This is a genomic window from Pseudomonadota bacterium (assembly GCA_018817425.1).
In the GTDB taxonomy this organism is placed as follows: domain Bacteria; phylum Desulfobacterota; class Desulfobacteria; order Desulfobacterales; family RPRI01; genus RPRI01.
This window is the reverse complement of record JAHITX010000066.1, coordinates 19078-38363: the sequence shown is the minus strand read 5'-3', so window position 1 is coordinate 38363 and position 19286 is coordinate 19078. Positions and strand designations below refer to the sequence as shown.

Sequence of the window (19286 nt, the reverse complement as noted above, 5' to 3'; positions counted from 1 at the left end):
AAATCCGGAGAGCGAAGCGACCCGGCTTTTGCCAGCCCGTTGTTAATGCGGTTGTTCGCCCTGATTATCTTGCTTTGAGGTAGTTTTTAAGATCTCTATAATAATTTTCATGCGAGCCAATCATTATTAATTCAAGAGCATCTCCGGAAAAACGGTAAGAAAGCAAAAGTTGAATGGTTTTTGTTTTGAATTTATGGACGTATACTCCGCGAAGATCGCCTTTTTTCTCCACACCAATCAAAGGGTTGTCGACAATCTTTAGAATCTGTTTGTCGAGAGCTTTTTTTTCCGGTTTATTAAATTTTTTGACCTTCTGCTCAAACGAGCGTGATTGGAAGATTTTCATTGGCAATTATCCGAATTTGTACTCCGATGATTCACCGTGTTCCAGCTCTGATAGACCTATAAAAATATCTTTAATTAGACTGTAAGTTAAATCTGGATTTTCCTCGGCACACTTCCCAATTCGTGCCCAATGTTCAATTTGACCGGTTAATGAACGCTTATCGATTTTGCTAAAAATTTTTGCGTCTCGTGCCAATTCGTCGGTAATTCTCACTGCGGTTGTCATTTTTCCCCCTCATAAAAGATTTTTACGCAAAGGTATCATAATTGATTGCATTATGCAACACATAATTGCGTATTGTGACACAATTCGCGATTGATGGCGAACAAGTTATTCACCAGACCCGGTGATCTTGTAATTTCGTATGATCAACACAAAGTGTTAGAAATAAATCTATAATGTTTAAGTTCAATTGCAAAATGATCAAGGGTTATTTTGATTTAAATTTGAACTACATATAATCTACTGACAAGAATTTTACAATAATATATTTTTTAACTTTCCAGATATCATGTTATTGTATCAAACTATCCGGAAAGAGAAGAATATATGCTTGCTATCCCTTCCAAAATACTGGAACAATTTAAAGAAATTTTAGAACTAGTAAAATCTTCAGTCACACCGGGTGGAGTTTCAGGACATATTCTATATGAAATTATCCGGTGTTATCGGCTCCACACAAGAAGGGTTGTTGTTCTTAGCAAAGTTTACTTGTTTTGAAACCGGGTAGTATTTCATTTCGTTTGTCATACCATCATGTAATATAGCATCCAAATCTTTTGGAGATTGTATTTCGGGATTTAACCACAATTCATGGTATTTTGATGAAAGGATAACAGGCATTCTATCATGAAGCTCACTAATTGATTTGCTTGCTGCTGTCGTTATAATAGTACATGACTTGTAAGCAGGTCCTGCATCGTCCTTATTTTTGTTCCATGTATTCCATAACCCGGCAAATACAAATGGTTCACCTGAAGCAATAGTTATATAATATGGCTGTTTCCGGCCTTTTTCTCCTTTCCATTCATAAAAACCGTCTGCAATAATCAGGCACCTGTGTTTTTTTAGCGCATCTTTGAAAGCGGGTTTGGTTGAAATGGTTTCAATTCTTGCATTTATCATGTGAAAACCGGTTGAAATGTCCTTTGCCCAAATTGGTACCAATCCCCAATGTAGCTTTTCCAGATTATTTTCATTCTCCTGTTTTACTATTGCAAGTACTTCCTGAGAAGGGGCAACATTGTAATTGGGCGCAAATTCACATGTAACAGAATCAATTTGAAATTTCTGCTTAAGTATTTTTAAAGGACTGAATTGGGCGAATCTTCCACACATATAGTTTTATCTTAAATAGGGGGAAGATAGGGGACATATTACACTTATAAACTTATTTATCAAAAAGCAAATATTTATTTGCCTTTGCGAGTTTCTCGCCACGTATTACAGATTTGCTAACAATGGTTGGGGATAAGAGCCCATGCATAGCAATCTGTTTTCGTTTCTGTTAAGGATAATACCCAGACGGCTTAGAAAATGATCCCGGTCTTCATTATTTTTAAATATTTTCTGCCTGTCAATTCCCCTGACAATTATATGATGCATCGCTCCCGGAGCATCTATTCGTGATTTTCTTGGCATAAAACTCAATTAACATATCAGCCAGCATTAATCAAATTTAATAGTTTAGAATGTCCCTAATACTACCCTTATACAATAGACCTATTATGTGCACTCTCAACACGACAGCTTCTTGCGGATTTGTCAGATTTATTTCGACATAGTCTCCAGCGCGGTTTGAATGTCGGAAAGAATTTCATCGGTTTCCGCAAACGACAAGCTCATCAAATAACGGACAACCATTCATGCAAGCCGAACGGTGGCTGCACGCCCCACAGCGATCCGAGCTGAAGTAACTTCGAAACGCTTCCATGTTTCGAGACTTTATCCAAATGTCCAGGAGTGTTGTCTCGTTGTCCAACAGATCGCCTTCCGCCAAACCACTCTGGAAAGAACAGGGATATACCTTCAGATCCTCCGACACGTACATCGAGAATCTACCTGCGTCGCAAGCGTCAACCATTGAAGTGTTGATATTCGTGCGTGCAAACACTCCGCTCACGCAACATGCGTCAAAACCAACCTTCAATTTCCTCTGAGGTGAGGTAGCTAATCTAAAAAACTCGTCCAGACTTGTACTATGTCGCAATAGCTTCTTCTCAAACACTTTTCGACCAGAAGGTTTGTAGTTCAGAAAGACAATGGCGTTAATGCCCCTCAGGAATTTGGGTGGCTCATTGAGCCAGTCTATTGCAGTGCCGATGCTGACGGCGTCCAATATGAAATGAACGTTGGTCTTGATACCGTTGTGGATAAGTTTCTTGATTGTATTAGAAGTTTCATCGTACGGTGGGTATGCAGAGATAGCGACAGCACCGCAATGCTTGCGCGTGGTATCGAGTATTTCATCACTCAGGCCACGACCGTTCGTAGTGTAGTTCGGAACTACTCCTTTGGAAGCTGTGTACTCAAGGATTTCAACGAAGTCTGGATGTTGGTTAGGATTGCCTCCCCCCAACGCTACTTGAAACGTCCCCATATCTGCTGCCTGATCAATCACACCTTTGTAGTCATACAGCGCCATGTGTTCACCACGTCTAGTCGAGGATTTGTAGCAAAATGAGCATCCTTTATCGCACCAATTCGTGATTGAAATATCCATTAGCTCCGGCCCGTGTGGTGACCAGAACGGGTCTTTCACCCCCTTATCCGGAACCCGGGCAAAGAAACCCGTATCTGGATTGAAAAACGACGTATAACCCAAGTTCTTGTAGCGGATGGCTTTTAGCACTAAACTACCAATAATTGTTGTAGGCGTTGATGTAGAAGCGGTCTGACTCGATCTCAAACATAGCCATGCACAGAAGCGATTCCGCAAGAGGGCCATCGCTGCTCAGCGTTGATGTGACGACGTTTTTTCCCTGTTCAATCGCCTCTTTTATCTTCTCGACAACCTCCGGTGTGAACTCATGTGATCCAGCAAGGCTGTCCGCGGCCTCTTTTGTCGTGATTTGTTTTCCGTGGTGCCGAAGCGCGGTGCTGATCTCGGAGTGCATCTGACGAAACAAATCTCCAACAGGGCCATCTCCGTCCACTCCGGCAGCTTCGAGAAAAAGCTCTTCGCTCAACTCTTCGTCTGAGATGTATACAAACGACGTAGATGAGCTGTTCGTAACGAAGTCAAATTTGATCTTCATTCTGCGCCTCTTCTATCTTTTTAATGCATTCCAGTATGGTGTTTAGCTTGTTATCCTCGTATATGTCGTCGATGACCTGTGGCAACCAAGTTACCAAGAACACTCGATCTGCTTCCAAATCCTCTTCGCTTAAAGATTTCCCATACCGAATTTCCAAATACTCCGCCAAGGTAGCATACTCGACGGAATAATACTTTTTGAACTCACCTTTGACTTCAATGGATGCGATAAACAGTGCGTCGTAGACGGTTCCAAAAAACTGCTCGCCAAGACCTCCATGAGATACCCCCAATGCTGTGAGAAACTCATTCCGATCGGGTTCCCATGAAGTTGGGAGAACCAATTTGACCTCATCTCTCATTGTGCCTCCCGCTCTTCTGCTATTTCTTTCAAGCAGCTCTGCACTTTCACAGATACCGCATTTTTGCAGGCTTCAATAGCGCCGCTAACTTCCTGCGTAAGCTGAAACTTTTCGAAGAAGTCTAGCGTGGCCTCCTTTTCATCCCAACGAGCATATGGTGCAAAATACAGTACAAGTGCTAACGCCGGAACTCCCAATCCAAGCTTTTGATCTTCGCTTAGGTCCTTAAAGCTATTGAGTAGATCGCTAACCCCATCCCTCCAATTACTGTCTCCAAAATTGGAAGAACTGGAAAACATCGCTCTAAAGAACAGCTCAGATTCTTCATCATCTAAGCCGCTAACATGATCGAGCAAAATTCGAATATTTAAATGATCCGATTCCTCTCTTTTCCTGAATAGGAACCAAGCAACTTGCGGGATATCACGCTCCGCTTCTCTGTCTTTCAAGATAGTCTTAAGTCGTTCCACGTCTTCGGTTGTTTGAATGTCTGCTGACAAAAGAGACAGATTGTTCAGATAATGCTTTCGAAAGTCATCAGAAGCCTCGCAAACGGCTAAAACTGTGTCGTTGCTTTGTTTGCGTGCCAGAACATAGGTATACCGAAAAAACCCTTCATAGATGGGCCATTCGGGTATTTTCTCAAAAATGTCTTTCACCTGTATTAGATGCGACCCTGACAGCTCCACGACGGTATAGTAAGCAAGCAAGAAATCTCGCAGTTCGTCATATGTGAATGAGACATTTTCAGCGCCCAGCGACGCAAGCCCGGTAGACGGGACTTCCCTCCGAAGAATGATATCCTCTCCTATCAAACGTTCAATAATTTTTAGCTCGGAGTCATCAAAACCTTCAACGGATATCTGCGAGAAATTTTCTTCGTTCAGCATTCGAGAACAAATTTTGTATAGGGAGCGTAACGCGTTCTGTCTTGAAGAAGTCGGAAACTCGTTGATCTTCATGGTCAGATATTCCTCGAATATATCACCCTTATAAATATCTGGCACATATCCAATATTTTTGCCTTCATTGATCTCACAAAAAATCCGCAGTAAGATTAAATCGTTTTTCAAGAACTCCGTTGCATGCCTGGAAAGACTAACTTTAATTTGAAAATGACGAAGGTAAGCGCTTAGTAGCCGTGATTTGTTGTCGTCCGACATCTCGCTGCGAAGGTCTTTCACACGATACAAATGATCGGAGAATTGAGGTTCGAATACCCCTGCGAATTTATGATCAAAAAATTCGGTCCGACAGGTTAATACGATCTTTACGAAGTCATACTGGCACAAGGCTTCAAGGAAAACTCGGAGCTCGGTGACAAACCCATTAAGGTCGCCAACTTCGTTTATTCCGTCGATGGCTATTACAAACGGCTTTTGGCACTCTTCGGCAACATTGTTAAGCAATGTGAAAAGATCGTGGATGTTTGGGACATCTGGAGCAAACCGATTGTTTTTGATATACGACAGAATTCGATTGGGACCTGAGTAATCGTTCAATGACCGAGCAGGGATGAAGATTGTGGGAACCTCAAATGTCCTAAATTGATTTTCGATCAAGTCGCAGATGAAGTTTGTTTTTCCCTGCCCCGCCATGCCAGTAACTAAAAATATCTTGGCTTGTGCAATTCCAATTTTCTTGGAGACCCTCTCAAGCGAATTGAACACTCCGCTTCCGTTTGATTCGATGTTATATTGAAACACTTTCCAGTAGCCGGTTAAGTAGTCGGTAGGTTTAAACCGCTTAGCACTGTCACCATACCAAGAGAACGGAGAAACATGCTCTTGAATAGCTTCAAGCGCAGTGCTTTGTTGAACCAGACGTGCCCGAAGTTTAGAAAGGCTATTTGGAGCCTCCAACGTGTTGATTTCGCGCAGATTGTCTGCAACGGGTTTGATTTTAGCCATGCATAGCAGCTCATTGAAATGGGATAGGTCAATTCGCAGTAGATCATCATCGATTTTTCTGTAGAAGAACATAGGATTTGCGAAATACCGCATCTCCTCTTTCGTTTCTGAAGTCTCCACAAAGACCGAGGGAATATATTTCTTGGTTCGCTTCTCATCCTCTATCTTTTGTTGGCTAACGGCAAGGAACGCGTCCAAATTGCTTCGAAATTGAAGAGTTGCATCTGTCTTTTTGAACTCTACTTCGAGATGGCCATTGATGTTTTCGAGTTGCTCATTAGTGAGCTCACCAAGCATTTTAGCCAAGTCTTGAAAATCGAGAATGTCGCTCGAGGGGTCGAACTCAATTGACAGGCTGTTCGCCGCTTCTGTCAACTTTTGGGAAGTGTAAGATTTCTGTCTCTCAGTTATTACATATACGTAGAGGCTGTCAAAATCATTGCCAAGACCGTGAGACTCAAATTTCTCCAACGTTTCAACTACTTTGCTGCTTGATGAGTCAGAAGTGATTTGGATAGAGGTCCTGCTAGTTTTGCATCCTAGATCAATGGCTGGGAAGTTCATTTGGATGCGGTTTTGGTTGCACAGATCAGGGCAGTTGAAAGCTATCGCGAAGATGGGGATAAAGAAGTCCTCCGCGACCTTGTTTATGTCGAATAACCCCATGGCGTTTGCGACTTTCACCTCGTGCGCAAAACGCCCCAAAAGAGTACTTGATCGTTGTAGGAGTTCTTGCCGTGTCATATTTTGATCAATACACTCGGTTTTTTAGTTTTCATTAGTAGCATCTATGAGCACTTGCACAGTTTTCAACAATACACTAAGTCGCTTGGTGGCCTGGAAACATTTTCGCAGCTATTCAAGCAATAAAATGAAGATCCAAGAACATCGACTTCCGGCTTCGTGACATCGCGGACTCGTGCTTTCTGCGAACTGCTGCAAGTGGCCGAATGCTATCAGATAGGTTTCGACTTAGTCTGACATTGACTGATAGATTAAGTCTCAAATTTTACATTTTATTGCAACTCATGACTTTATTTATCAGGCTCTAACAAGTTATTCACCAGACCCGGTGATCTTGTAATTTCGTATGATCAACACAAAGTTTTAGAAATAAATCTATAATGTTTAAGTTCAATTACAAAATGACCAAGGTTTATTTTGATTTAAATTTGAACTACATATAATCTATTGACAAGAGTTTTGCAATAATAAGGTTTTAAACCTTTCAGATGACATGTTATTTATCAAACTATCTGGAAAAAGGAGATTATATGCTTGCTATTCCTTCCCAAATACTGGAACAATTTAAAAAAATTTTAGAACTAGTAAAATTTCAAATCACACCGGGTGGAGTTTCAGGACATATTCTATATGAAATTATCCGGTGTTACCGGCTCCACACAAGAAGGGTTGTTGTTCTTAGCAAAGTTTACTTGTTTTGAAACCGGGTAGTATTTTATTTCGCTTGTCATACCATCATGTAATATCGCATCCAAATCTTTTGGAGATTGTATTTCGGGATTTAACCACAGTTCATGGTATTTTGATGAAAGGATAACAGGCATTCTATCATGAAGCTCACTAATTGATTTGCTTGCTGTTGTTGTTATAATAGTACATGATTTGTAAGCAGGTTCTGCATCGTCTTTATTTTTGTTCCATGTATTCCATAACCCGGCAAATGCGAATGGTTCACCTGAAGCAATAGTTATATTACCAAACTTCCGGGATTTGATTCCAGTTTGTCGTATAAAAAGGAGAACGTTTTTCAAAAACAGTATGCCAGGGTTTGGCTTTTGCAAGACCTGTTGCCGCATAAACCAGGGTGTCTGAGCCCATTTTAAGGTTTACGGTATCAAGAGCTTTCATCAGTTTTTCCGAGCGATTCCGGTCTCTGACATCAAAAAGCCCCATTTGAATACGGGTATCGTGCAACAAATCTTTGAACATAATTCCCGCCTTTTTATACATACGGCCTTTTTTATATATCTCTTCGAGAGCCTTGCTTGCATATCCTATAAGCTCTCCTGTATCATTGGTTGCAACAGGGAGCTCTATTGTTTTAAGGTCATAATAAAAGTCTTTAACCTTAAACCTGTTTGTCATCAAAAAAACTGAAAGCGAAGAGGTAACCGACTTTTCCATGCGCAGTTTTTCAGCACCAATGGAGATATAAGTTGCAATTGCTTCTTTAAGTGCCGAAAGGTTTTCAATCGGATGCTTGAAGGTTCTTGAAGCGGTAATTCCCTTCTTGGGCGGAGGGCAGGTTTCAATCGAATAACAGGGAATCCCTTGCAGCTCCTGTATTATCCTTGTGCCCCAGACTCCCAATTTGCGCTTTATCCGATTTGTGAGGAGACTATTTGCATCTCGTAGCTGAAGGGCGTTTTTTATACCTGTTCTTTCAAGAAATTCAGAGTAGCTGCTTCCTATACCCCAGATGTCCGATACTTTTGTTGCGGCAAGGGCACTTTCTGCGCGTGAGGAGACAGTAAGATCTATGACTGCCTTTGTTCCCGGTGTTTTTTTAGCAGTTTTATTTGCAAGTTTAGCAAGAGTTTTTGTTTTGGCTATACCTATGGATATGGGAATTCCTGTCCATTGCTTTACAGCAGAACAGATCTTCTGCCCGTACTCGGTTAGGTTTTCATAACTGAACCCGGATAAATCAAGAAAAGCTTCATCAATGGAATAGATTTCGATGTCTTCTGCAAACCCGGAAAGAGTTTCCATAACCCGCTGCGACATGTCGCCGTAGAGTGCATAATTGGACGAAAAGACCTTTACTTCGTGCCTTTTAATCATGCCGGACAGCTCAAATATGGGGGCGGCCATTTTTATGCCGAGCGCTTTTGCTTCATTTGACCTTGACACTATGCAACCATCGTTGTTGGAAAGCACAACAACAGGCTTTCCCTCAAGCTTAGGGTTGAAAACACGTTCGCAGGAAACATAAAAGTTGTTGCAGTCAGCCAATGCAAAAATTGAAGACATAAATATCCGTTACTTTTTTCCGGCAATCATAAAAAACCTGATATCAAAGAGGATGTATAACATTTGTCACAACACCCCATATATCAAAATCCATCTCTTTTTCTATCTCTATAGGTTTGTATTTTTTATTTTCCGGTATCAGATAAATCCTACCCTTGTTTATTCTGATTCTTTTGACTGTAAGTTCTCCATCAATAATCGCTATTACCACCTTCTTATTGGCCGGTTCAAGAGAGCGATCCACAATAAGAATATCCCCAGGGTGTATTCCGGCATCAATCATGGAATCGCCCGCAACCCTTACAAAGAATGTTGCGGCAGGATGTTTTATAAGATGCTTGTTTAAATCAAGTTTTCCCTCGATATAATCTTCAGCAGGTGACGGAAAACCTGCTGTAACCGGCACCATGAACAGCGGCCTCTCGCATTTTGTTGTACTATCCGGATAATATATGGCTTTTACTTTTGTAACCATTTTAATTTTCTACTATTATGAAATTCGGGTAATTTAAGATCTAATCAGCTATAGCTTAAAAAGTATAACTTATGTCATGATATGTCAAATGTCAGCATTCTCGTGTTTCAAGTTTATTGCCATATGCAGTTTGTTTATGCTATTATGACAAAAATTATTTTTGTATGATCAAATTTAACTATAAGGAGAATTAATATGTTTCAAATCAGGCGGTTTGGCAATATTAAGGTATTTGCCATGATATGTGCGGCTCTTATGATTTTAATTTCAGGATGCGCATCTTTAAGCAAGGATGAAAACAGCGCCAGGTCAAGCTCTTATGTTCAGAAAAAAAACGATGATTTGCCCAGTTACTTAGATTTTGGTGATGTTCTTATTCCAAAAGAGCTTAAAATAAACACTGAAAAATCTTTTATATATAAAACAGTAGGTCTTCCAGCTGGTGTTCTTGCATTAAGCGGCAGAGTTGAGCTTAACTCTCTTTGCACTTTTTTTGAAAATAATATGGCTAAAGATAACTGGAAACTTGTCAGTTTATTTAAATCCCCACGCACACTAATGCTATTCCAGAAGCAAAACAGATGGTGTGTCATAAATGTTGTTGATGGTACTATGTTTACGGATGTTGAAATTTGGGTTGCACCCTCGGTTGCTGATAACAATTCGGGCTTAATTAAATAAATTTTTTTTACGGGTATATAAACTATGGCACAAATGAAGAATAAGAATATTGTTATCGGAATAAGCGGTGGGATTGCTGCATATAAAAGTGCTGAACTTTTAAGGCTTATTCAAAAGCAGGAAGCAAACGTGCGTGTTGCCATGACACATAATGCCGGTTACTTTGTAGGCCCTCTCACATTTGAAGCTCTTTCGGGAAAACCCGTATATATGAATTCTTTTGAGAAGGGCTCAAATTCTGAAATAAGACATATTGAATGGGCCAAAGATCTTGATGCTGTTGTTGTTGCGCCTGCCACTGCCAATATTATAGGTAAAATTGCAAACGGAATAGCAGATGATGCTTTAAGTACATTTCTGCTTGCAGTTACTTGTCCTGTGTTGATTTGCCCTTCAATGAATACAAATATGTATGAAAAAATTTCCGTTCAAAGAAATATTGAAATTTTAAAAAAAGACGGATTTTTTATTGTAGAACCGGCTTCAGGCGAACTTGCCTGCGGTACCAGCGGGCAGGGACGTCTCCCGGAGCCTGAAGAAATATTGGACAGACTTATTTACAGCCTTTGCCCCAAAGATTTTAAAGGCAAAAAAATACTGGTGACTGCCGGTCCTACAAGAGAACATATAGATCCGGTAAGATATATAAGTAATCCGTCTTCAGGCAAAATGGGTTATGCTATAGCAAGAGCTGCAGAGCACAGAGGCGCTGATGTTACTCTTGTTTCTGGTCCTGTAAACCTTAGCCCGCCTTTTAATGTTGATACAGTTAAGGTTGTTTCTGCAAATGATATGGCGAAAGCGGTTTTTGATAAGGCTAAAGATTATGACATAATAATCAAAACAGCAGCAGTTGCGGATTACAGGCCGAAAGAGGCCGCTTGCGAAAAGATTAAAAAAAGTCATGATGAAATATCGCTTGTTCTTAGCAAAAATGAAGATATTTTGCTTAAACTTGGAAAAAATAAAAAAAATTGTATCCTGGTCGGATTTGCTGCGGAAACACAAAACCTGGAAGTAAATGCAAGGGATAAACTTGCCAGAAAAAACCTTGATATTATTGTCGGGAATCTTGTGGGTGAAAGAAACGATGAAAACAATAACGAAAGATCTCCGGTTTTTGGTATGGATACAAATGAGGTAGTGTTTTTTTTCAGAAACGGAGAAAAAGAACATTTGCCGCTCATGGAAAAAGACATGGTTGCACATGCTCTTCTTGACCGGATAAAAGATCTTAATAGATGAAAGTGGCTCAGTTAATCATATTTATAAGGCAAGGAAAGACTTTATAAGAAAGCAAAAAATATGGAAGATGTTTATGATGTTTTAAAAGAAATCAGTGCAACGCTAAATTTCATGGCAAAAACAGGTTGTGCCGGGTTTGATTGCTCAGAAAAAACCATAGATATGTTAAATAAACTTGATAAAATATCATCTGCATCCACTGAATCTCTTGATACAATACAAAGCGAACTAAAAGAATGCAAAAGATGCAAGCTTTGCAGCGGACGGACAAATATTGTATTTGGTACGGGAAATCACAATGCAAAGCTTGTTTTTGTCGGAGAAGGCCCTGGTTCTGATGAAGATAAAAAGGGAGAGCCTTTTGTAGGAAGGGCAGGGCAGCTTTTAACCAAGATAATTGAAGCAATTAATCTTAAAAGAGATGAGGTATATATCTGCAATATTATCAAGTGCCGCCCGCCTTCAAACCGGAATCCTGAGACTGATGAAATAAAGGCATGTTTCCCGTTTTTAAAACGTCAGCTTGATGCAATCGGTCCTGATTATATTTGTGCGTTAGGCACTTTTGCGGCACAGACCCTGCTTGAAACGAATGAGCCGATTTCAAAATTAAGAGGACGTTTATTTGACTATCGGGGCATGCAAGTCATGCCTACATATCATCCTGCATATCTTTTACGAAGTCCTGAAAAAAAACGCGACGTATGGGAAGATATGAAAAAGCTTATCGGCTTAATGAAAGGCAATGAAAATATATGAAAACTGTAGCATGCAGAATAATATTATTTTTCCTGTCTTTGATTATACTTATTCCCGCGGATTATGCTTTTGCCGGCGGGCAGGATATATGCCTTATCAATATTTCAGCAGATATAAATCCGGGTATTGCCGATTATTTAAAAAGCGGAATCAAATATGCCGAGAAAAACGGTTTTGGCTGCATCATAATAACACTAAATACTCCTGGAGGGCTTGCGGACTCTATGCGTGAAATGGTTGTTGATATCCTTGCATCAAAGATCCCGGTTGTGGTTTATGTTGCGCCTGACGGAGCAAGGGCGGCTTCTGCCGGAGTTATAATCACTATGGCTGCGGATATAGCAGCAATGGCTCCCGGTACAAATATCGGAGCTGCGCACCCTGTGGGAGCAGGAGGAAAAGATATAGGCGGAACAATGTCTGATAAAATTACAAACGACATGGCCGCATACGCCAGAAGCATTGCAGCAACACGATTCAGGAATGTTGAGTGGGCGGAAAATGCAGTTAGAAAAAGTGTATCTATTACTGAAGCAGAAGCGCTTAAAGAAAATGTAATTGATTTTACAGCAAAAAATCTTGATGATTTGATAAAAAAAATAAATGGACGAAAAATTAAGGGCAAAGGTATATTAAAGCTTGATGAATATAAGATAACCAAATACAAAGAGACTCTTAAAACAAAGATTCTGAAAACTATCGGGAATCCGAATATTTCTTATATTCTTATGATGATAGGACTTGCAGGTCTTTATTTTGAAATGGCTCACCCAGGTGTGGTTTTTCCGGGAGTAGTAGGTGGGATCTCGCTTATACTGGCATTTTTTTCTTTTCAGGTACTTCCAATAAACTATACAGGGATGCTTCTTATAGCGCTTGCTGTTATATTTTTTATTTTGGAGATGAAGATTGCCAGTTACGGAATGTTAAGTGTGGCAGGCGTTGTATCATTCTTATTAGGCTCTCTTATGCTTTTTGAAGGGTCGGTTCCCGGCATGAAAATTTCGTTTGATGTACTTCTGTCTACAATTATTTTTGTTTCGCTCTTTTTTGTAACGGTTTCCGCACTAGTTTTCAAGGCTCAGGTTTCAAAATCAAGATCGGGTTCTGAAGGTTTGATTGGAGAAACAGGAATAATAAAAATAGATACCAAACCTGAAGGAAAAGTTTTTGTGCATGGTGAGTTGTGGAAAGCAAGATCAAAGATTCCTTTATCTGAAGGAACTAAAGTTAAGATTGTTGAAATAGATAACCTGGTTTTGGAAGTCGAGCAGATTGATAAATAAATTTAAAAAAGGGGAATAAAATGTATCCGATTATTGCCATATTGTTTATTGTAATATTCTTTCTTGCTACATCCATTAGAATATTAAATGAATATGAACGGGGAGTTATATTCAGGCTTGGACGTGTTATCAAGGCAAAGGGTCCTGGAATAATTATCCTGATTCCTTTTGTTGACCAGATGGTTAAAGTCAGCCTCAGGCTTATTGTTATAGATGTTGATCCTCAGGATGTAATAACAAGAGACAATGTTTCCGTTAAGGTGAATGCGGTTATTTATTTCAGGGTAATAGATACTGTAAAGGCTATTATTGAAGTTGAAAATTTTCAGTATGCGATGACTCAGCTTGCACAAACTACTATAAGAAGCATTTGCGGTCAGGCGGAACTTGATGAACTGCTATCGGAAAGAGATAAAATCAATTCCCAGATACAGGAAATTCTTGATACACATACAGATCCGTGGGGAATAAAGGTTGCAACCGTAGAACTCAAACATATTGATCTTCCGCAGGAGATGCAAAGAGCTATGGCCAAACAGGCCGAAGCTGAAAGAGAGAGGCGGGCAAAAATAATTAATGCGGAAGGCGAGCAGCAGGCTGCGACTAAACTTGCCGAAGCTGCTCAGATAATAGGGGATTATCCTATGGCCTTACAGCTTAGGTATCTTCAGACCATGAGGGAAATGTCTTCCGAGCAGAATACAACAACTATTTTTCCTGTTCCGATAGATATGTTTAAGCCATTTATAGATTTAGCATCTGCTATGACATCACAGAAAAAGACAGATTAATACAAAGGCATCTATTTTATTGACTTTATAGAAATAAATAGTTTAAGGTAGGATTTATTTTATAAGATATTACCGCTATCATACTAATTAGTTTTAATTTTATAGCGGAGGCGTAGCTGCTTCCGCTTATGCTTTTTACAAGGACAGAGAAAGGAGATTGAAATTCAGATGGGCAGCAAGAAAAAAGTAGTAAAAGAAAAACCTCTTGATAAAATGACCGCTAAAGATTTGAGAGAACTTGCAATAAATACTCCCGGAGTTACCGGAGCTCATGGCATGAATAAAGATGAGCTTATAGGTACGATCAAAGAGGCCAGGGGCATAGTGGATGCTCCCTCTAAAAAGACCAATGCAAACGTTCGGGAATTAAAGGTTAAAATTAAGGAATTAAAGTCAAAGCATGAAGCTGCTATTGGTGATGATAATTCTAAAATGTCAAAGATATATCGAAGCAGGATAATAAAGCTAAAGAAAAAGACAAGAGTTTAATTATTATCATTTATCTTTTTGGATTAGAGTATATGTGTCAAGGTGTCTTATGATAGACTCATCTTCTCTGGCCTTTGATATTGACGGCGTTGTTGCCGATATAATGACTTTGTTTATTGATATCGCAAGGGATGATTATAATATAGATTTCAATTATGATGATATTACATCCTATTATATCGAAGAATGTATCAAAATCGACCCGGAGATAATAAGTGATATAATAAATAAAATACTTGATGGCCAACATAGTGCCCCCTTAAAACCGATTGAAGGATCAGCAAGGGTGCTAAGCAGGTTGAGCAAACAAGGGCCGCTGCTGTTTGTAACCGCAAGACCATATATCGGGCCGATACACAATTGGATATCAGAAACATTATCGGTTAGCCCTTCCCTGGTGGAGGTAATAGCTACAGGTTCCTTTGAAGCAAAGGCTGGCGTTCTTTTAGAAAAAAAAATATCATTTTTTGTGGAAGACAGGCTTGAAACATGTTTTGCTTTAAATGAACAAGGTGTTACGCCTGTTGTTTTTAAACAACCGTGGAACAGAGAAAAACACCCGTTTATTGAGGTAGGAAGCTGGGATGAACTCGAATCATTTATTAATTTCAACGGTTTTGCTAATGGTTCTGCAAAATGAACAAACATCCGATTGATAGTATCATAAGTTCATTTATTGAAACTCTTGCTTCTGAAAAAGGATATTCCCATAATACCTGCCGTGCTTATGCAAATGATCTTGATGAGTTTGCATCCTTTGCTGCTAAAAAATCAGGGCTAAACAGCGATGAAGAGTCTGAGAGAAAAATATTTATGGTAGAAGATGCTGATCACTTGTTGATCAGAGCATTTCTTGGTTATTTGCACAAGAAGGATAAAAAAAGTTCTATTGTCAGAAAGCTTTCCGCTCTCAGGTCATTTTTTAAGCATCTCGTAAGGCATAACATTATATCAAATAATCCTGTTGAATTGATATCAACGCCTAAACAGGATAAAAATATTCCGGCTTATCTTACTGTTGACGAAATGTTTCATCTGCTTGATTCAATAAAAACCGATACGGTTTCCGGCTTAAGAAACCGTGCCATTTTTGAGACTATGTATTCTTCCGGTATAAGAGTGTCAGAGCTTGCAGGTCTTAATGTTTCAAGTATTGATTTTGGGGCCGGTTTAATAAAGGTATTTGGAAAGGGTGACAAAGAAAGGATTGTACCTATAGGCAGTAAGGCTATGGATGCAATAAAGTTATACAGGGAGAAGCTGGGAAAAGACAAAAAAATATCAGATGAGAACAATCCGCTTTTTTTAAATAAGAATAAAGGGCGTCTTACTACAAGATCTATTGCCAGAATACTTGAAAAATTTGTAAAAGAATTTAGTATTTCAGTGCCTGTTTCGCCTCATGCGTTAAGGCATTCTTTTGCCACACACATGCTGGATGCCGGTGCAGACCTAAGGGTTGTTCAGGAATTATTGGGACATAAAAGCCTTTCAACTACGCAAAGATATACGCATGTTGGCATAGGCAGGCTTATGGAGACATATGACAAGGCTCATCCAAGAAAATAATTTGTATTATAAAACAGGAAAATGAAATCATGAATTTCCATGGAACGACAATTCTTGCTGTCAGGCATAAAGGGAAAATAGCAGTTGCAGGTGACGGTCAGGTGACTCTTAATAATACTGTTGTTAAACACACGGCTAAAAAAGTAAGAAGGATATACAATGATACCATTATAGTAGGATTTGCAGGAGCTACTGCCGATGCCTTAAACCTTTCGGAACGTCTTGAAGAAAAACTTGAAAGATATAACGGCAATCTTACAAGAAGCGCTGTTGAACTTGCGAAAGATTGGCGTACTGATAAGTATTTAAGACGTCTTGAGGCGCTCATGATAGCAGTTGATAGCACCAGAATTTTTCTTATTTCAGGAAACGGGGATGTTATAGAACCTGATGAAGGTGTAATCGGCATAGGGTCAGGAGGGATTGGAGCGCAGGCTGCAGCTACTGCTTTAGTCAAAAACTCCGGTCTTAGTGCAAAAGAAATTGTTGAAGAATCGATGAAAATAGCTTCATCTCTTTGCGTGTTTACAAACGAAAAAATAACTATAGAAGAACTTTGAAAATATGGAAAATTTAAAACCATCGGAAATAGTAAAAGAACTTGATAAATATATAATCGGCCAGCATAAGGCTAAAAAATCGGTAGCAATAGCATTAAGAAACCGCTGGCGCAGACAGCAGGTGCCTGATGAGCTTCGCGATGAGATTGCGCCTAAAAATATCATACTTATAGGTCCTACCGGTGTAGGTAAAACGGAGATTGCCAGAAGATTGTCAAAGCTTACGGATTCACCTTTTAACAAAGTTGAAGCATCCAAGTTTACCGAAGTTGGATATGTAGGGCGAGATGTTGAATCTATGGTAAGGGATCTTCTTGAATTAACCGTAACCATGGTAAAATCAAAGGAACAGGAAGATGTAAAAGAGAAAGCTATGGTTCTTGCGGAAGAAAGAATGCTTGATGTCCTGCTTCCAAAATCAAACCGTCAGGAAGTTGATAAAACCAATGAATCAACTGAAGCCGGATTGGAACCTGTTATTGCTGAAAGCCCGGATGCATCCACAACAAGAAATAAACTCCGTGACATGCTCCGCAAGGGAAAGCTTGATGACCGCATTATAGATCTTGATATTTCAGAAAGACAAATGCCTGTGGTAGAGGTGTTCTCCAATTTAGGCATGGAAGAGATGGGTATCAATTTTAAGGATATGCTTGGCGGCATGATGCCTAAATCAACAAAGAAACGTAAAATAAAAGTATCCGAAGCTATGGAAGTATTGACATTGGAAGAATCCCAGCGGCTTGTGGATATGGATAAAGTTGTAAAAAATGCGATTTTAAAGGTTGAGCAGTCAGGAATTATATTTATCGATGAAATTGATAAAATAGCCGGGAAAAACGGCGGATCAGGGCCTGATGTCTCCAGGGAAGGGGTACAGAGAGACCTTCTTCCGATAGTTGAAGGTAGTGTGGTTATGACAAAATATGGTGCTGTCAAGACCGATCATATTCTTTTCATCGCATCCGGCGCATTTCATGCGGTTAAGCCTTCAGATCTTATACCCGAACTTCAGGGGCGTTTCCCTATACGTGTTGAGCTTGATGCGCTTGGCCAGAAAGAGTTCGTAAGGATTTTAAAAGAGCCCAAAAATGCTTTACTTATCCAATATATTGCGATGCTTAAAACAGAAGGGGTTAATATCATTTTTGAGTCTGAAGCAATTGAGGAAATTGCAAGAATTGCCGAAGAGGTTAACAATCATACTGAAAATATAGGAGCAAGAAGGCTTCATACTATTATGGAATGCTTGCTTGAAGATATTCTTTTTGAGGCTCCGGATATGCCTGGTGGGGATATTACAATTGATGCGAAAGCAGTTTTAAGTAAATTAAAGGATATTAAGGATGATGAGGATCTGAGCAGGTATATTCTTTAGGGTTAAAGGTTCACAGTTCACAGTTCAGGGTTCAGGGTTCAGGGTTGAAGGTTCAGGGTTCAGGGTTGAAGGTTCAGGGTTTAGGGCTAAAGGCTCAGGGTTCAAGGTTTTAAGGTTTAAGCTTCACGGTTTCCTCTTCATTCCCCCTTAGCAAAGGGGGACAAAGGGGGTTGTAAAAAAGGATTATGGTAAGGGATATATAAGGGAAAATGAATCCAAATGTTGCGGATATATTAATTGAAGCGCTGCCTTATATCAGGCGTTTTTACGGCATGACTATAGTAATAAAGTATGGCGGTCATGCAATGGTTGATGAACAATTAAAAGAAGATTTTGCCCGCGATATCGTACTAATGAAATTTGTCGGGCTTAATCCTGTAATTGTTCACGGGGGCGGTCCGCAAATAAACCAGGTGCTTTCCCAGATGGGGATAAAATCGACTTTTGTAAGAGGTATGCGCCTTACAGATCAACCCACAATGGATGTTGTTGAGATGGTTCTTGGCGGAAAAGTCAATAAAGCCATTGTTGCGCAGATAAATCAACATGGCGGAAAGGCAGTTGGCTTAAGCGGAAAAGATGGGGGTTTGATATTAGCTAAAAAACTTCATATAGTATTTAAGAAAGATGACTATACACCTCCGGAAATAATTGATACAGGGCTTGTAGGCGAGGTAACAAATATCAAGCCGGATATAATTACTACTCTTACCGACAAAGGGTTTATACCGGTTATTGCTCCTGTGGGTGCAGGTGTGTCAGGTGAAACTTATAATATAAATGCTGACCTTGTAGCAGCAAGTATAGCAATGGCACTTTCTGCAGGTCGCCTTATATTGCTTACCGATGTAGATGGAGTCCTTGATGCTTCGGGGGATCTGATTTCCTCGATTGATTCTGCTACTGCTAAGACTATGATGGATAATGAAAGCATTTCAGGGGGAATGATTCCAAAAATAGAATGCTCGTTGGAAGCGGTAAAAAACGGAGTTGAGAAAGTTCATATTATAAACGGTAAAAAACGGCATTCTTTACTGCTTGAATTGTTTACGGATAAAGGAATAGGCACGGAAGTAAGGAAATAGGGGTTCAAGGTTTGAGGTTTGAGGTTTGAGGTTAAACGGTTTGAGGTTTAAATGTTTCTAAAACCCATGAACAGTGAACACGGAACCTGATCGAGCT

21 protein-coding genes and 1 pseudogene are annotated in these 19286 nt (G+C 39.7%); 11 read left to right on the top strand and 11 right to left on the bottom strand.

All coding sequences use genetic code 11. The features are described from left to right. Window positions 1-64 precede the first annotated feature (64 nt). From KKC46_11555 to umuD, 11 genes and pseudogenes are all read right to left on the bottom strand, one after another. Window positions 65-346 (bottom strand): type II toxin-antitoxin system RelE/ParE family toxin, encoded by a 282-nt coding sequence (locus tag KKC46_11555; GenBank protein ID MBU1054449.1) that lies wholly within the window; start codon window positions 344-346, stop codon window positions 65-67. A 6-nt stretch (window positions 347-352) separates the two neighbouring features. Beyond that, window positions 353-571 carry a ParD-like family protein gene (locus tag KKC46_11550; GenBank protein ID MBU1054448.1) on the bottom strand — a complete coding sequence of 73 codons (219 nt, stop codon included), beginning with the start codon at window positions 569-571 and terminating at the stop codon, window positions 353-355. A gap of 420 nt (window positions 572-991) precedes the next feature. Further along, complete coding sequence (locus KKC46_11545; protein ID MBU1054447.1) at window positions 992-1684, bottom strand: SOS response-associated peptidase; 693 nt, start codon at window positions 1682-1684, stop codon at window positions 992-994. A 116-nt stretch (window positions 1685-1800) separates the two neighbouring features. Then, window positions 1801-1987, bottom strand: a pseudogene (locus tag KKC46_11540) (hypothetical protein). A gap of 175 nt (window positions 1988-2162) precedes the next feature. Beyond that, window positions 2163-3197: a radical SAM protein gene (locus tag KKC46_11535; protein MBU1054446.1), complete on the bottom strand. Its 1035-nt coding sequence runs from the start codon at window positions 3195-3197 to the stop codon at window positions 2163-2165. A gap of 4 nt (window positions 3198-3201) precedes the next feature. Next, window positions 3202-3603 carry a hypothetical protein gene (locus KKC46_11530; protein ID MBU1054445.1) on the bottom strand — a complete coding sequence of 134 codons (402 nt, stop codon included), beginning with the start codon at window positions 3601-3603 and terminating at the stop codon, window positions 3202-3204. Further along, window positions 3587-3964 (bottom strand): hypothetical protein, encoded by a 378-nt coding sequence (locus tag KKC46_11525; GenBank protein ID MBU1054444.1) that lies wholly within the window; start codon window positions 3962-3964, stop codon window positions 3587-3589. Before KKC46_11525 ends, KKC46_11530 begins: the two co-directional genes overlap by 17 nt. Beyond that, a complete protein-coding gene (locus KKC46_11520) occupies window positions 3961-6618 on the bottom strand; it encodes an SMEK domain-containing protein (protein ID MBU1054443.1) in 2658 nt (885 codons plus the stop codon). The genes KKC46_11525 and KKC46_11520 overlap by 4 nt, the downstream gene beginning before the upstream one ends. Before the next feature lie 626 nt (window positions 6619-7244). After that, entirely contained in the window at window positions 7245-7649 is a 405-nt protein-coding gene (locus KKC46_11515; GenBank protein MBU1054442.1) for an SOS response-associated peptidase, read from the bottom strand. Beyond that, window positions 7591-8871 carry a Y-family DNA polymerase gene (locus tag KKC46_11510; GenBank protein MBU1054441.1) on the bottom strand — a complete coding sequence of 427 codons (1281 nt, stop codon included), beginning with the start codon at window positions 8869-8871 and terminating at the stop codon, window positions 7591-7593. The genes KKC46_11515 and KKC46_11510 overlap by 59 nt, the downstream gene beginning before the upstream one ends. 43 nt (window positions 8872-8914) lie before the next feature. Next, window positions 8915-9346: a translesion error-prone DNA polymerase V autoproteolytic subunit gene (gene umuD / locus KKC46_11505; GenBank protein MBU1054440.1), complete on the bottom strand. Its 432-nt coding sequence runs from the start codon at window positions 9344-9346 to the stop codon at window positions 8915-8917. A 195-nt stretch (window positions 9347-9541) separates the two neighbouring features. Here umuD and KKC46_11500 point away from each other — a divergent pair, with 195 nt between their 5' ends. The 11 genes from KKC46_11500 to argB all read left to right on the top strand — a co-directional run bounded on the left by KKC46_11500 (window position 9542) and on the right by argB (window position 19189). Beyond that, window positions 9542-10027, top strand: coding sequence for a hypothetical protein (locus KKC46_11500; GenBank protein MBU1054439.1), 486 nt, complete (start codon window positions 9542-9544; stop codon window positions 10025-10027). Between the two features lie 24 nt (window positions 10028-10051). Further along, window positions 10052-11272, top strand: coding sequence for a bifunctional phosphopantothenoylcysteine decarboxylase/phosphopantothenate--cysteine ligase CoaBC (coaBC, locus tag KKC46_11495; protein ID MBU1054438.1), 1221 nt, complete (start codon window positions 10052-10054; stop codon window positions 11270-11272). A 60-nt stretch (window positions 11273-11332) separates the two neighbouring features. Next, on the top strand, window positions 11333-12031 hold the full coding sequence (locus KKC46_11490; GenBank protein ID MBU1054437.1) for a uracil-DNA glycosylase: 699 nt from the start codon (window positions 11333-11335) through the stop codon (window positions 12029-12031). Further along, a complete protein-coding gene (locus KKC46_11485) occupies window positions 12028-13317 on the top strand; it encodes a nodulation protein NfeD (GenBank protein MBU1054436.1) in 1290 nt (429 codons plus the stop codon). Before KKC46_11490 ends, KKC46_11485 begins: the two co-directional genes overlap by 4 nt. Before the next feature lie 20 nt (window positions 13318-13337). Further along, on the top strand, window positions 13338-14108 hold the full coding sequence (locus tag KKC46_11480) for a slipin family protein (GenBank protein MBU1054435.1): 771 nt from the start codon (window positions 13338-13340) through the stop codon (window positions 14106-14108). A gap of 168 nt (window positions 14109-14276) precedes the next feature. Beyond that, a complete protein-coding gene (locus KKC46_11475) occupies window positions 14277-14597 on the top strand; it encodes a transcription termination factor Rho (protein MBU1054434.1) in 321 nt (106 codons plus the stop codon). Window positions 14598-14646: 49 nt separating this feature from the next. Next, window positions 14647-15237, top strand: coding sequence for a haloacid dehalogenase (locus KKC46_11470; GenBank protein ID MBU1054433.1), 591 nt, complete (start codon window positions 14647-14649; stop codon window positions 15235-15237). Next, complete coding sequence (locus KKC46_11465) at window positions 15234-16166, top strand: tyrosine recombinase XerC (protein MBU1054432.1); 933 nt, start codon at window positions 15234-15236, stop codon at window positions 16164-16166. The genes KKC46_11470 and KKC46_11465 overlap by 4 nt, the downstream gene beginning before the upstream one ends. 26 nt (window positions 16167-16192) lie before the next feature. Next, a complete protein-coding gene (gene hslV / locus KKC46_11460) occupies window positions 16193-16726 on the top strand; it encodes an ATP-dependent protease subunit HslV (protein MBU1054431.1) in 534 nt (177 codons plus the stop codon). A gap of 4 nt (window positions 16727-16730) precedes the next feature. Next, a complete protein-coding gene (gene hslU / locus KKC46_11455) occupies window positions 16731-18104 on the top strand; it encodes an ATP-dependent protease ATPase subunit HslU (protein ID MBU1054430.1) in 1374 nt (457 codons plus the stop codon). A 209-nt stretch (window positions 18105-18313) separates the two neighbouring features. Continuing rightward, entirely contained in the window at window positions 18314-19189 is an 876-nt protein-coding gene (argB, locus tag KKC46_11450; GenBank protein ID MBU1054429.1) for an acetylglutamate kinase, read from the top strand. Window positions 19190-19286: the final 97 nt, after the last annotated feature.

Coding starts and splice junctions, on each gene's coding strand:
- KKC46_11520 (MBU1054443.1), bottom strand. CDS start 6,618: ATGACACGGCAAGAACTCCTACAACGATCAAGTACTCTTTTGGGGCGT.
- KKC46_11490 (MBU1054437.1), top strand. CDS start 11,333: ATGGAAGATGTTTATGATGTTTTAAAAGAAATCAGTGCAACGCTAAAT.
- KKC46_11550 (MBU1054448.1), bottom strand. CDS start 571: ATGACAACCGCAGTGAGAATTACCGACGAATTGGCACGAGACGCAAAA.
- KKC46_11545 (MBU1054447.1), bottom strand. CDS start 1,684: ATGTGTGGAAGATTCGCCCAATTCAGTCCTTTAAAAATACTTAAGCAG.
- KKC46_11555 (MBU1054449.1), bottom strand. CDS start 346: ATGAAAATCTTCCAATCACGCTCGTTTGAGCAGAAGGTCAAAAAATTT.
- umuD (MBU1054440.1), bottom strand. CDS start 9,346: ATGGTTACAAAAGTAAAAGCCATATATTATCCGGATAGTACAACAAAA.
- KKC46_11485 (MBU1054436.1), top strand. CDS start 12,028: ATGAAAACTGTAGCATGCAGAATAATATTATTTTTCCTGTCTTTGATT.
- argB (MBU1054429.1), top strand. CDS start 18,314: ATGAATCCAAATGTTGCGGATATATTAATTGAAGCGCTGCCTTATATC.
- hslU (MBU1054430.1), top strand. CDS start 16,731: ATGGAAAATTTAAAACCATCGGAAATAGTAAAAGAACTTGATAAATAT.
- KKC46_11465 (MBU1054432.1), top strand. CDS start 15,234: ATGAACAAACATCCGATTGATAGTATCATAAGTTCATTTATTGAAACT.
- KKC46_11500 (MBU1054439.1), top strand. CDS start 9,542: ATGTTTCAAATCAGGCGGTTTGGCAATATTAAGGTATTTGCCATGATA.
- KKC46_11475 (MBU1054434.1), top strand. CDS start 14,277: ATGGGCAGCAAGAAAAAAGTAGTAAAAGAAAAACCTCTTGATAAAATG.
- KKC46_11480 (MBU1054435.1), top strand. CDS start 13,338: ATGTATCCGATTATTGCCATATTGTTTATTGTAATATTCTTTCTTGCT.
- KKC46_11470 (MBU1054433.1), top strand. CDS start 14,647: ATGATAGACTCATCTTCTCTGGCCTTTGATATTGACGGCGTTGTTGCC.
- coaBC (MBU1054438.1), top strand. CDS start 10,052: ATGGCACAAATGAAGAATAAGAATATTGTTATCGGAATAAGCGGTGGG.
- KKC46_11525 (MBU1054444.1), bottom strand. CDS start 3,964: ATGAGAGATGAGGTCAAATTGGTTCTCCCAACTTCATGGGAACCCGAT.
- KKC46_11510 (MBU1054441.1), bottom strand. CDS start 8,871: ATGTCTTCAATTTTTGCATTGGCTGACTGCAACAACTTTTATGTTTCC.
- KKC46_11530 (MBU1054445.1), bottom strand. CDS start 3,603: ATGAAGATCAAATTTGACTTCGTTACGAACAGCTCATCTACGTCGTTT.